Origin of the sequence: Vallitalea longa, from assembly GCF_027923465.1 — a bacterium.
Lineage (GTDB): Bacteria > Bacillota > Clostridia > Lachnospirales > Vallitaleaceae > Vallitalea > Vallitalea longa.
This window is the reverse complement of sequence record NZ_BRLB01000001.1, coordinates 1-12,892: the sequence shown is the minus strand read 5'-3', so window position 1 is coordinate 12,892 and position 12,892 is coordinate 1. Positions and strand designations below refer to the sequence as shown.

The following is a 12,892-nucleotide window of genomic DNA, read 5'->3' as shown; positions in this document are numbered from 1 at the left end:
TATGGTTAAAAAATGGCTTAAATCAAAGCTTATAATTATAATAGTTGTACTTATAGTATCAATTTTGTTAGGTATTTGTTTGGGAAGCGTCAGAATATCATTAAAAGAAATAATTAGTAGTTTCTTCAATGATGAATATACAGTCAATAAAGCAATCATTAATGACATAAGGCTTCCACGTGTATGGATAGCGGTATTTGTTGGAGCTAATTTGTCAGCAAGTGGAGCTCTTCTACAATCCGTTATGAGAAATCCATTAGCTGACCCAGGGATTACAGGGGTATCATCAGGAGCCAGTTTATTCGCTATTATCATATTGCTGTTGTTCCCTAGCTATGTATCTTTAGTACCTATAGCTGCTTTCGTAGGAGGTATCATAGCTTGTGCCGTAGTCTATGGATTGGCATGGAAGGGTGGAGAAATTGAACCTATCCGTATCGTTCTGGCTGGAGTCGCTGTTAATGCTATTCTAGGTGGAGCCACAGGATTACTTTCTCTTCTTAATTCAGATAAAATACAAGGGGTCATGTTATGGACTAATGGTTCATTATCTACCGTATCATGGCCAGATGTGAAGATATTAGGCATATATTCCTTTATTGGTATCATATTAGCACTTATATGTATAAGACCTGCCAATGTATTGCAACTTGGTGACGATGTAGCTAAGAATCTAGGATATAACGTGAACGTAACTAGGATACTTATTTCTCTAGTAGCAGTATTTTTAGCAGGAGTAAGTGTTGCTTTTGTTGGAATCATAGGATTCGTAGGATTAGTTGTGCCTCATATATGTAGATTACTATTCGGGTCTGATTACAAATGGCTGTTGCCTCTCAGTATGATTATGGGAGGGGCAGTATTAGTAATAGCAGATACATTAGCTAGAATGATAGCTGCACCTATTGAGTTACCTGTTGGTACTATGATGGCAATGCTGGGTGGACCATTCTTTTTATATTTATTGAGAAGGGGTGCTAGAAGATGATAGAGTTAAAACAGATTTCATTCTCATACAACGAAAGACCATTCATTAATGATCTTGATCTGACAATTAATAAAGGAGAGATATTATCTATTGTTGGACCTAATGGTTCTGGAAAATCAACAATACTGAAAAATATAACTAAGAAACTGGAATATCAAAAAGGAAAAATTTTAATTGAGCAAGATGATATAGAACATCTATCTCCTAAAAGAATTGCTAAGAAACTCGCATCATTAAGTCAGCATAATAGGTCTTCAACTGATTTTATAGTAAGACAACTGGTGTTATATGGAAGAATGCCACATAAAAAATGGTATGAGCCAATGAGTGACTATGATAGAGAACAAATTGATGTTGCCATGGAAAAAACAGGAGTCATGCATTTAGCTGACAAACCAGTCAATTCATTATCTGGGGGAGAACAGCAGAGAGTATGGATAGCCATGACATTAGCTAGAAATCCAAAAATATTATTATTGGATGAACCCACTACATATTTAGATATATGCCATCAATTGGAAATATTGGATTTAGTTAAGGAATTGAATAGAGAACTTAATATGACAGTTGTTATGGTTCTACATGATTTGAATCAAGCTTGTCAATATTCACATAGAGTATGTGTTATGAAAAAAGGCAGTATAGTAAGAATAGGGGAACCTGATAAAATATTTAGTTCAACTTTATTAAGGGATGTATATAATGTTGAAGCTATTGTTGCCCAGGATGAAAATGGTAGAGTTAACATAAGACCCATCAAAGTATTTAAAGGAGGGAAAAATAATGTTAAGTGATGAATATAGATTAAGTAATATTGTAGAAGATAAAGATATTAAGACCCTGAGTAAAGCTCAGTTTCCTGGGCCTCATTGTCCACTTTTTGGAGCAGTCATGACAGCTTCTTATATAGAAGATCTAACGCTTCTTATAATAGGAACAGAAGAATGTACATATTATGGTAAAGACTTCGCTATGATACGTCAAAATGGTAAAGACCGTGTGTACTCAGCTGTTCTAGAACAACATGATATTACCTTTGGATGTGAAGAAGATTTAAAAAACATAATTAAAGAAATTGATAGAAAAGAGAAACCAAAAGCATTGATGGTCATAACAACTTGTGTTGTTGAACTTATTGGAGAAGATGTAGAGAGCATATTACGAAGTCTAAGAAAAGAAGTGGATACTAAATTACTTATTGTGAAAACTGAGCATTTTAAATGTAATAGTCATATTGATGGTGTAAAAAAAGCGTTAGAACAATTAGCATCACTTATGATTCCTATGGAAAAAAAAGAAAGAACCGTCAATATATTAGGATTCAAATATCTAGGGATAGAGAAAACAGAATTATATAAAGAGTTAAGAAGAAATAATGTAGATATATCTATGACAATTCCAACTAAGGTTAATATTGAATCTATACAAAAAGCTGTTGCCAGTTCATTGAATATAGTAGTAGAACCCACTGCTATGGGGCTTGCTGAGGAAATGAAGAATCAATTAGATATACCTTATATAGTTTTTCCTATGGCTCTTGATGTAGATAAGATAAAAGATGCTTATGAACAGATAGGTGATATCTTAGATATTGATTTTGATTATATAGTGAAAGAAAAATATAATACTGTCAATGATAATTTGATTACTGCAAAACAATATTTAAGGGACAAAACATTCATCTATGGGAATACACCTTTCAATTGTTTTGAATTCTGTCTATTTTTGGTTGAGTTAGGAATGGTTCCTATTATAATCCAATGTAGAGAGTTAATGAAAGACGATAGGAAAGTAATTGATGAATTAATAGATAGAGGGATAGATCCATATATTGTGCGAATGGCTAATATTGCACCACTAAGAAGGATATATGATGAACTTAGTCCAAATTATTATTTTGGACACGAAAGCCCTATGACACTTGCAAAACACAATATCATTCAAGTAGTGACTGATAATTGTGCTAAAAAGTTAGGATTTGAAAAAATAACAGAGGTTATTGATACGATAATAAATGAAAAAGGTATTTTTAGCCTTATGGGTGGAGATAACATTGTATTAGAAGATAAAGTAAAAGATAAAATAAAAAATCTAAAGAACGTTCCGAAACCAATGAAAGATCTTTTAATGAACATGAAAGAAATGCCACAAGGAATGAAAGAAGCGTTGTTAACAGTAGATGAAAAGGATTCTTTGATTGATATGATGAAAAGTCATGGAAACAGAATGGAAAGGAGGCATTAGTATGAAATTATATAGAGATAATCCGATAGCTTCAGATAGAATGGGTATACTATGGGCTCTTAATGGCATAGAAGATGCTGTAATTATTGAATTCGGTCCTGCTGGTACAACGCATTTTTCAATTGAAGGACTTATGCAGTTCGGTATTGATATAAAAGCTAAAACTTTTACGACTCATATGGATGAACATGATGTAACATTCGGTAATGAAGATCGAATCATTGATGCAATTATAGAAGTTGACCTAATTGAAAAACCAAAATATTTATTTGTTATTGGTTCGTCTATTACGTCAATAATTGGTATTGATTTGGAAAGTGTCAGATTACAAGTACAGGACAAGATTCGCAGTAAAATAATTTTATTGCCAGATTGTGATTTCCAGAATGACTATAGATATGGTGTAGAAATGACATTAAAGATATTAGTCGATGAAGTAGTGAAGAATGCTCCTGTTTTAGAGAAATCTCAATATTATAATATACTTGGTTTAGGAATCTATGATTATAACCGATCTAGTGATTTGTATGAAATAAGAAGATTAATGAAAGATAATTTTTCTCTTGAACTGGCTACAACTTTTATGTTAGACACTAATTTAGAATCTATAGAACAAGCTTCCAGAGCGATGATTAATATAGTTATCCATGAAGAAGGAATCGCGGCAGCTGAGATATTGAGAGAACAATATAATCAACCATATATTTGTGTAACTCCTTATGGTATTAAAGGTACTAAAAAGTGGTTAAAGTGTATTGGTGACTTATTGAATATATCATATAATTCAACTGACAATAATGAATTGGAACTTATAGCTTATAAAGAAAGTGATCTAAAAAGAAGAATATCAAAACTTGACAACAATAGAGTATATATAAATAATAATATACATAATAAATGCCTAGAGGATTATTTGAGTGATTTGGGATTCAAAAAAACCAATGATAATAAAAAATCCATTATCAATTTTTCTGATGGGATAGAAGCATTAAAAAAACCAAATGTAATACAGATAAATTATCCAAGCTTCGGACAAGAGAATGGATATCAATACACACCATATATGGGGTATAGAGGAGCTCATTATCTTGCGCAGAAAATATATAATACTATAACAAAAGCGGAAGTATTAAATTAATTAATTCAACTTAGGTTCTTTCGTAAAAAAGCTATCTGGTCAATAGATAGCTTTTTCCTAAATAATCAAATTTGAAATTTGTCTCATTTCTATTACTGATTGGTTAGTTGACGATTTATCTCGTTGAATACAACTAAGTTATAGGCATAAAAATCTAATGCATAATTTTCTCGTGCTGGAAACTCTCCATTATCTGACCATACCACGGTCACCATATTAGCATTTTGAGAAAACGTATCCCAATTATCATCCCTTAATGAAGTTTGATAATTTTTCCAAAGATTACGATAGTCTACATGCTGATTCTCAGGAATAGATTCAATAACAGATTTCTTATTAGCCCATAATTTTAAATGATCAGATTCTGTATATTTGTATACAGGTAATTTATTCTCAAATGCCCCAAATAAATAATAATTACTAATATTAGAAACCGTTTCACCATATTCTTTTTTCATTTCTTTCAATACATTATTCATATCAGCACTTTCCGGATAGTTTACTCTAACAGCGCAAAGTTTAGGGTTCTCTTTTTCAAAGTATATAAAATTAAATAATATCATAGATGTTTTCTCACCAAATAATTCATAACCTTCTATGGTAAATGAATAATTCTCTCTATAGTTAATCGTATCTTTTTTTGATATCTCATATGCATTTAGTGTTTCAGTAATGCTCATACCCCAGTTTGTTTTTGGAAATTCCTTGTAATCAGAATCGGCCTTTTTACTGCAGGAGCAAAATAATATTACAGTAGTAAATATAATAAATGCAACTTTTTTCATCTTTATTCCTTTCTTAAAGATAATTATATATACATATGTATATGTTTATCAAAATTCATTAAATACTTATTTTTAATTAAATTCAGTTTCCCATTTACCCTGTGGATTTTCACATTTTATGGAATAGCCTAAAATAAAAGATTTTGAACCCGCATTAATTATTGACCTACAAGCTCTTCCACAAGCTAAAGTGTTGTAATATATCATATCAGTATTATTAGGAACGTATTTATAAGCTACATTCCCTTGTGGGGCATTTATTTGAATTGTTTTATCATCATATCCCGAAAATGGTTCAGGGCAATACGTTGAAGCCTGAATTAAACTCCCTGCTGTTAAAGCAGTACCATAAACTAATGTTGTATCAAACCAGTTAAAACGTACTCTACATTTTCTTGTTTCATTAGTAACACTTACATTCATGTAAGCATAGATTTGGTATTCACTAAGTTGACCAGAACCAGTTTCTATAGAATCAGCAGTAATTAAATTTTTATTTTTATCTAATACTAATAAATTTGTTGTCACAAAGTTCTCTAACACGTTACCATTTTCATCAATGTCGGTATCAATAATTTGAGTTATACTTAAGCTATTGTCCTCAGTTACTTTATTCTGTTTATATGCTGATAACCTTTTTTTATTACTTCTTTCTTCATACTGAGCTAATGCTACTCTAATTACATCTGCTTCATTAGTTATATTTCCACTAAGAACTTCAGTATAAACCTTTTCTTGTAAATTAGCCTCAATTTCACTTTCTGATCCAGAAAAAACAGTTGCATTAGCCACGCTAATTGGAGCACATACCAAACTCATAACTAAAAATAACAATAACGCCTTATTCTTCATATTTTTTTCTCCTTTGTTAAAATATTGGTTACTAATAAAATAGTAATAAAAATATCAAGATTTTTATTACTATCTTACCAGTTACATTCACATAGTACTCTTATATACATAATCTGTCAATCGGGAATATGTAACAAAATAGTGTTATTATATCTCGAATGTCTTCAACATTTTCCGTAAATTCTCTTAATTTGCTATTTATCAGCAACTTTTTACTCCATCCCCAGTGGTCGATTACTCATTCTTGAAGATTACACATGGCTTATATGTTTCTCCGTACTGCATCCAATTACATTTTCTTGTTAAGAAATCTCTATTGCTGACCAATAATCCTCTTTCAATTCAACTTAGATTATTTCTATTTCTTATTCTTGATAGTCTTTTTCATATTTATGTACAATATTTTTAACAAATTGTCTCGTAACTATTTCTCCACCCGATTCTTGACCATTTCTTTCGTAGGATGTATCTCTGAGTTTTCCAATAGCTTTTCTTCTAATTCCCTGCTTATTCTCTGGTGAGGTGTAAGCCCTAATATATCATCAACTAAATGTGTTTCACAAACGTTTAATTTCCTATGGTTATGAGGAGGGGTGGAATTTGCTTTGCAAATCAAATAAACAAAAAAAGATTATAAAAAATACCACGTATTTGTATTCAATTAGTTGAATATCATTAGTTTATATGTTAAACTAAGATTAGAATAACTAAAAAATACAAATACAAAAACATAAAATTGGGCTTGAAAAATAAAAGCCCATTATTTATAATTATATAATGATAATGAATATCATTATTATTATATGACGATATTCTTAGATATTAATGACTATATGGTTGAATTTTAATAATAAATAATAGAATTACTGAAAGAGGTGAATTGAATGAGTTTGTTGAAGATTGATGATCTAAGTGTTGAGGTTGAAGGTAAAAATGTGTTGGAAGGCTTAAATCTAGATATGCAGAAAGGCGAGACTCATGTATTATTAGGTCCAAATGCTTCAGGTAAATCAACATTGCTAAGTGCTTTGTTGGGTTTCCCTAAGTATAATATAAAAAAAGGCAAGATCATTTATAAGGATAAGGATATAACTAATATCAATATTGAAGAAAGAGCGAAGAGAGGTATAGCAGCCGTTTACCAGAATCCTCCTGCCATTAATATAACATTAAAGGATCTACTAGATAAGATAAGTAAAAGAAATGTCAAGATAGAAGGAATAGAGTCTCTGATGCAGAGAAATGTCAATATCGGTTTCTCAGGTGGAGAAAGAAAATTTTCAGAAGTGATTCAAGTCATAAGCATGAATCCAGACTTAATAATATTAGATGAATTAGATGCTGGACTTGATGTTGAAAATCTGGAAAGACTGAGTTTATTAGTTAAAGAACAATTAAATGATAAAACTATACTATTAATAACTCACAGAGGTAAAGCACTTAATTATTTTAGACCTGACTATGCGCATGTGATGATAGACGGGAAAATCACTTGTTCATCTAGGAATTGGGAAAAAATATGGAAACTAATAGAGGAGTGTGGCTATGAGAAGTGTAAAACATGCAAATTATCTTCAAGTAGATAATGAAGTACAGATATATAAAGAAAAAGATGTGATTATTTTACCTATTGCTAAAGCATTCGAGTTATATGAATGGATTAGGGGATTTTATTGTAAAAGACCAGAACAAGGTTATTTTATTTGGATTCAGAGATCTATCGAAAACCCTATTATAACTAATATACTTATGGAATCTCTCTATGTAGAGCAAAACACTAACAATTTTGTTGTACTAGAAAAGGGTGTTAACGCTAAATTGAAAAGTGTATGTGCTGCAAGGAAAAAATATTTATATGGCAAACATACAGGAACTACGAAAATTGTCGCCAAAGAGAGAGCAGAATTGGAAATTAATAATTATCATACTTGGGGTAAATATGATACGGTTGATTCAACTATAGAATTAATACTAAATAAAAATTCTCAGATATCATATAGTCAAAAATGTGATGAAGTGCCTATGCAGTTAAGAATGAAAAACAGTAATTATTTAGATGAAAAAGCTTCTCTTAATTTTGTTACCACAGTACTAGCGAATCGTGGAAAAGTCGAAATGTATGACGATACTTATATTAATGGAGATGGAGCTAATGGTTTATCAAGAGTAAGAATGATATCAAGACAAAAATCTCATATAGAAGCCTATAGTAATATGATAGGTAATAAAGCAGGAACAGGTCATTTGGATTGTATGGGATTATTACTATCCGAAAATGGAAGTATAATAGCAGAACCAAAACTTATAAATAGAAATAAAGACGCATCATTGACTCATGAAGCATCTGTAGGTAAGATTTCTGAAGACATACTTAATTATCTAAGAAGTCGAGGATTGACAGAAGACCAAGCAATAGATTTAGTTGTTACTGGTTTCTTAGGTGAAGAAGAAGATATAGTTATTGATGGCAGCAATATATCTACCAAACAATATATGTAATCACAAAAATGGAGGGGGTAATGTGAAAACGAGTTCAAATGCTAATCAAGTCATGAATGATTTAATGGAAAAGATGGATATAAGAATGACTTATCAAAGGAAAATAATTTTGAGTATCCTCATTGATAATATTGATAAGCATCTTACAGCTAATGAGATATATTCATTAATTAAAGTGAAAAATGATGTTATAGGTATGGCTACAATTTATAGAACTATTGATATTCTATTGGATAAAGGAATTGTAATAAAACATGATTTCGGTGATAGTGCTGCCAAATATGAATTGGAAATAGAAAAAAATAAGAATCATCATCACTTAATATGCAAAAAATGTGGAAAAGTCATAGAAGTATCAGGATTATTGAAAGAAGATTTTTATGAGAAAATATTACGAGAAAAAGGATTTCAGTGTACAGAATATCGGTTGAAGATTTTTGGCTATTGTGATAAATGTAGAAGTTAATATATATGTATATATAACATTGTTATACTATAGGAAAAGTCAGTTGTTTGAGCAACTGACTTTTTTATTTTATCGGAAATGCCTACTTTTTCTCCTAACGGATAAATTAATTGTTTCGTTATCTATACTAACAATTGTGACGATATAATTCATATAAATTAGTAAGGAAGGTGTTACATTATGGGTATAGAAGCAGTAAAGGGGATTACCAAAAGAAAATTTGCAAAAGCAGGATATGAAAAAAAGTTGAATATGACTCAAAAAATGAATAATGCTACAGGTGAAAAGTTCAATAAATCAGTATTAAATGAAATCCAGATATTATTTCCAGATGTTCATATTCATGTTGGAACAACTTTTAATAATAATAAAGCTTTAAAATGTTTTGCTTTAGGATGTGTTACTAGGGGAAATAATAAAAACATAGTAATTGAGCAAAATACTATTAACAAATTAGAAGATGATAATGAATTCAAGCATAGGGTCATAAGTAGTCTAATCAAACAATTTGACCAATTTATTTCAGATATGGGGGATATTAAGGTATTAGCACAGGGAACAATAATATATGAGGACGGAACTGTTAATGGATGGATTTTAAGTAATGCTAATATGTTGTATGTAAACTCGTTGATGCAGTAAATTTCAATAAAAAATATAGCAAAAGGTTTGATTTTGTGATAAACTAATAATTATTTGATATTTGACAGTGAGGTTAACTAGAAATGATGAAAATTGGTTCACGCAATATAAAAACTGCAATATCAGTTTTTATTTGTATAAGTATTTTTCAATTATTGAACAGACCATATCCATTCTATGCATGTATAGCTGCGGTTATTTGTATGAAGAATAATTTCCAGAATTCTTTTGTTATAGGTAAAAACAGAATGATAGGTACAACTATTGGTGGAACAATTGGACTTGCTTTGACTTTAATCTTTGGAAATCCTTCAATTGTTGTTGGGTTAGGGATTGTTTTAGTCATTTACTTATGTAACCTTTGTAAACAAAGTGATTCGATAGTGATAGCTTGTATTGTGTTTATAGCTATTATGACTAATCTGAAGGGTACTCCATCTTATATATATGCAGTTAATAGAGTAATAGATACTTTTATTGGAATTATAGTTTCAATAGTTGTTAATGTGTTTCCTAGAATAAAAGACATTAGGAAACAATAGTGATTATTCTGTTAGTAGATCCATTTAAATTGACATGAAAAAATCATTATGATATCATTAAGATATAATTTAGAAATATCTAATTATATCTTTTTTTACTATATTGATACATATTTATTCACTTCAAACTTCCTTTTTATAGTCTAAAATTATCCTCATATTTACATATTATTATCTGGAATTTAATTTAAAAATACTTCTGATTAACTAACTTCAGTAATTAACATAATAAGTAATTAATTATTATGAGGAGGTTTTTTAATGATGAAAAAAAGTATTAAAGTGTTGTTTATGCTAATTTTCATTTCATCTTTTTTATTCTTTTATACTAGTAACTATGCAGCATCCAATAAGGAACTAGTGATTAATGAAATTTGTTGGATGGGAACTACAACTAGCGCTTATGACGAATGGATAGAACTCTATAATAATACTAATAACGATATTAATCTAAATGGATGGACTTTAATATCTACTGATGGAACACCTTCTATAAATCTATCTGGAATTGTACCTGCCAAATCGTATTATTTGTTAGAAAGAACGGATGATACTTCTGTTCCAAATATCAATGCTGACCAGATATATACAGGTTCTTTGGGAAATTCAGGTGAAATACTTGAATTAAGAGATAGCAATAATAATCTAATTGATTCTGTAGATAACTGGCATGCTGGCAATAATGGCACTAAAGCCACAATGGAAAGAATTGATTCTAATGTTGCTGGCAATATATCAACTAATTGGAATAATTCATTGAGTACATATCAATGTGGGTATGGTACCCCAAAAGCATTAAATTCTAATTCTTCATCTAGTTCAGGTTCTTGGACACCAGGGAATCTTGAAATTCATCATATTAATATCGGTCAAGGAAATGCTACTCTTGTAGTTGGACCTACTGGGAAGTCATTACTTATAGACGTGGGAGAATCTTATTGGAATAGTAGTGCAGATGCAAATGTAATTGGTCCATATATAGAGAACGTATTAGGAAGTAAGTACATAGATTATGTGTTAATAACACATTTCCACTGTGATCACATTGGGTATATAGGATATGGAGGTTTATGGAATCTAGTAGAACAGCAGAACTTTACAATCGGTCACATGATTCATAGGGATTATGATAGTTATCTAGGACAGACTAGCAGTACATTCAGTAATTGGAAAACTTATTTAGAAGGGGTAGGGAGAAATAAGTTGAATCCCTTGATAGCAGTAGAAGGAACCAATCTTATAGATCTTGGTAGCGGAGTGACAGTTGATATATTAACCTGTGATGGTAATGGTGATATTATACCTGGTAATTTCAGCAATGATGCTTATCCACCATCAGAGAATGATTATAGTATTGGATTAAAAATAAGTTATGGAGATTTTGATGAATGGATAGGTGGTGATTTAGACGGAGAATTTTGTACCAGTAATTACGGTTATTCCTATCATGATATTGAAACTAGTGTAGCGAAGGAAATAGGGGATGTTGATGTATATCTTGTTAATCATCATGGAAGTGACCATTCTAGTAATTCAACATTTATTAATCAATTAGATCCTGAAGTATCTATTATTTCTGTAGGTGATGGAAATACTTATGGACATCCAAGACAAAGTGTGATGGACCTTGTATTAGCCACTAGTGATGTTTATCTCACAGAAAGAGGCGAACCTACTACTAATATTGGTAATTCTGTTGTCTGTGGTGATGTTGTAATAAAAACATCTGATGGTATAAATTATACAGTAAATAATAATTACTATGTAGCAACTGATCCTTCTAGAATTGATAATGATGGAGATGGATATTTTATTGAAGTGGACCCCAATGATGGAGATGATAGTTTGGTACCACTACCTAAAGGGGGCTTAGATCCATTGTATCAGCCTTAAAAAGAAAAAAGGAGCTGTTTTCCATAACAGCTCCTTTACTAAAAATCATTACCTTTGAAATGCCTGTGGCAGTGACCTTTTCCGCCTGGGTGGTCAAATTGTTCAGCCTCAATTATTAGACGTTTTCCATTAACGATACTGTCAGCAATTTTTGTTCTGGCTTCTTTATATATGCGTTGAAATGTCGATCGCCCAATACCCATAAGCTCTGCACATGCAGATTGATCAAGGTTTTTTAAATCCATCAATCTAATACTTTCATATTCTTCAATTTTTAGAGTGATGATTTCATTATTATAATTAGGACCTTGTGGCCCGAAATTCATAAACTGTGGTCTACAGCCTATTCGCCTTACTTTTCTTGGTCTAGGAATATTAATCACCACCTATAAGTTTTTTAGCTTACAAAGTTTAGTTATCGTTAGTTGATTGATTTCCAAAGAAACGTCTTCCTCTGTTTCTTCTTCTCAAAAATAATCTATCACCTTGTCTTCTGTTAAAACCTATTCCATTTCCGCTAAAGTTCTTAGCTTTCCCATCAGTACATTTTCCTAAACCTCTTCCAGTTAATGGTCCTTGACCTTGTGGACCTGTTCCATCTAATCTTGGCATTAAGCTCGCTCCTTTCAATTTATTTGTTATGGGCATATGCTCATAATGTAATTATAACACGTTTTGGGCATATGTCAATAACTTTATTAAAAAAAATAAAATTGTATGATTGATTTATGATAATGTCTTAGTGTACCACAATTGATTATGTCCTATTTATTAATTATGGTATATAATAAAACCTCATGTATTTTAAAGACAGAGGTGATTATCATTAGAAAGGTAAACTTA

General features: G+C 30.7%; 14 protein-coding genes. 10 read left to right on the top strand and 4 right to left on the bottom strand.

The window, feature by feature from the left end:
* Position 1 precedes the first annotated feature (1 nt).
* The 4 genes from QMG30_RS00070 to QMG30_RS00055 are packed head-to-tail and all read left to right on the top strand — an operon-like array spanning position 2 to position 4,370.
* Complete coding sequence (locus tag QMG30_RS00070) at positions 2-988, top strand: FecCD family ABC transporter permease (protein WP_281810921.1); 987 nt, start codon at positions 2-4, stop codon at positions 986-988.
* The gene (locus tag QMG30_RS00065; RefSeq protein WP_281810919.1) at positions 985-1,782 is read left to right on the top strand and encodes an ABC transporter ATP-binding protein; all 798 of its coding nucleotides are present in this window, start codon (positions 985-987) and stop codon (positions 1,780-1,782) included. Before QMG30_RS00070 ends, QMG30_RS00065 begins: the two co-directional genes overlap by 4 nt.
* Positions 1,772-3,232: a nitrogenase component 1 gene (locus QMG30_RS00060; protein ID WP_281810917.1), complete on the top strand. Its 1,461-nt coding sequence runs from the start codon at positions 1,772-1,774 to the stop codon at positions 3,230-3,232. The genes QMG30_RS00065 and QMG30_RS00060 overlap by 11 nt, the downstream gene beginning before the upstream one ends.
* Position 3,233: 1 nt before the next feature.
* Positions 3,234-4,370, top strand: coding sequence for a nitrogenase component 1 (locus QMG30_RS00055; RefSeq protein WP_281810915.1), 1,137 nt, complete (start codon positions 3,234-3,236; stop codon positions 4,368-4,370).
* 92 nt (positions 4,371-4,462) lie between these two features.
* On the opposite strand, the gene QMG30_RS00050 is transcribed toward QMG30_RS00055, so the two are convergent.
* Entirely contained in the window at positions 4,463-5,155 is a 693-nt protein-coding gene (locus QMG30_RS00050) for a hypothetical protein (RefSeq protein WP_281810913.1), read from the bottom strand.
* Positions 5,156-5,227: 72 nt separating this feature from the next.
* On the bottom strand, positions 5,228-6,007 hold the full coding sequence (locus tag QMG30_RS00045) for a hypothetical protein (protein WP_281810911.1): 780 nt from the start codon (positions 6,005-6,007) through the stop codon (positions 5,228-5,230).
* Positions 6,008-6,891: 884 nt separating this feature from the next.
* On the opposite strand from QMG30_RS00045, the gene QMG30_RS00040 reads away from it, so the two are divergent.
* The 6 genes from QMG30_RS00040 to QMG30_RS00015 all read left to right on the top strand — a co-directional run bounded on the left by QMG30_RS00040 (position 6,892) and on the right by QMG30_RS00015 (position 12,049).
* Complete coding sequence (locus QMG30_RS00040; RefSeq protein ID WP_281810909.1) at positions 6,892-7,593, top strand: ABC transporter ATP-binding protein; 702 nt, start codon at positions 6,892-6,894, stop codon at positions 7,591-7,593.
* Positions 7,553-8,506: a SufB/SufD family protein gene (locus tag QMG30_RS00035; protein WP_281810907.1), complete on the top strand. Its 954-nt coding sequence runs from the start codon at positions 7,553-7,555 to the stop codon at positions 8,504-8,506. Before QMG30_RS00040 ends, QMG30_RS00035 begins: the two co-directional genes overlap by 41 nt.
* A gap of 22 nt (positions 8,507-8,528) precedes the next feature.
* Entirely contained in the window at positions 8,529-8,972 is a 444-nt protein-coding gene (locus QMG30_RS00030) for a Fur family transcriptional regulator (protein WP_281810905.1), read from the top strand.
* Between the two features lie 180 nt (positions 8,973-9,152).
* On the top strand, positions 9,153-9,614 hold the full coding sequence (locus QMG30_RS00025) for a hypothetical protein (RefSeq protein ID WP_281810903.1): 462 nt from the start codon (positions 9,153-9,155) through the stop codon (positions 9,612-9,614).
* Between the two features lie 83 nt (positions 9,615-9,697).
* Positions 9,698-10,156 (top strand): FUSC family protein, encoded by a 459-nt coding sequence (locus tag QMG30_RS00020; protein WP_281810901.1) that lies wholly within the window; start codon positions 9,698-9,700, stop codon positions 10,154-10,156.
* 261 nt (positions 10,157-10,417) lie between these two features.
* Positions 10,418-12,049 carry a lamin tail domain-containing protein gene (locus tag QMG30_RS00015; RefSeq protein WP_281810898.1) on the top strand — a complete coding sequence of 544 codons (1,632 nt, stop codon included), beginning with the start codon at positions 10,418-10,420 and terminating at the stop codon, positions 12,047-12,049.
* Between the two features lie 38 nt (positions 12,050-12,087).
* Here QMG30_RS00015 and QMG30_RS00010 read toward each other — a convergent pair whose 3' ends face one another.
* Both QMG30_RS00010 and QMG30_RS00005 read right to left on the bottom strand, forming a co-directional pair.
* Positions 12,088-12,432, bottom strand: coding sequence for a DUF134 domain-containing protein (locus QMG30_RS00010; protein ID WP_281810896.1), 345 nt, complete (start codon positions 12,430-12,432; stop codon positions 12,088-12,090).
* Between the two features lie 28 nt (positions 12,433-12,460).
* Complete coding sequence (locus QMG30_RS00005) at positions 12,461-12,661, bottom strand: DUF5320 domain-containing protein (RefSeq protein ID WP_281810894.1); 201 nt, start codon at positions 12,659-12,661, stop codon at positions 12,461-12,463.
* Positions 12,662-12,892 lie beyond the last annotated feature (231 nt).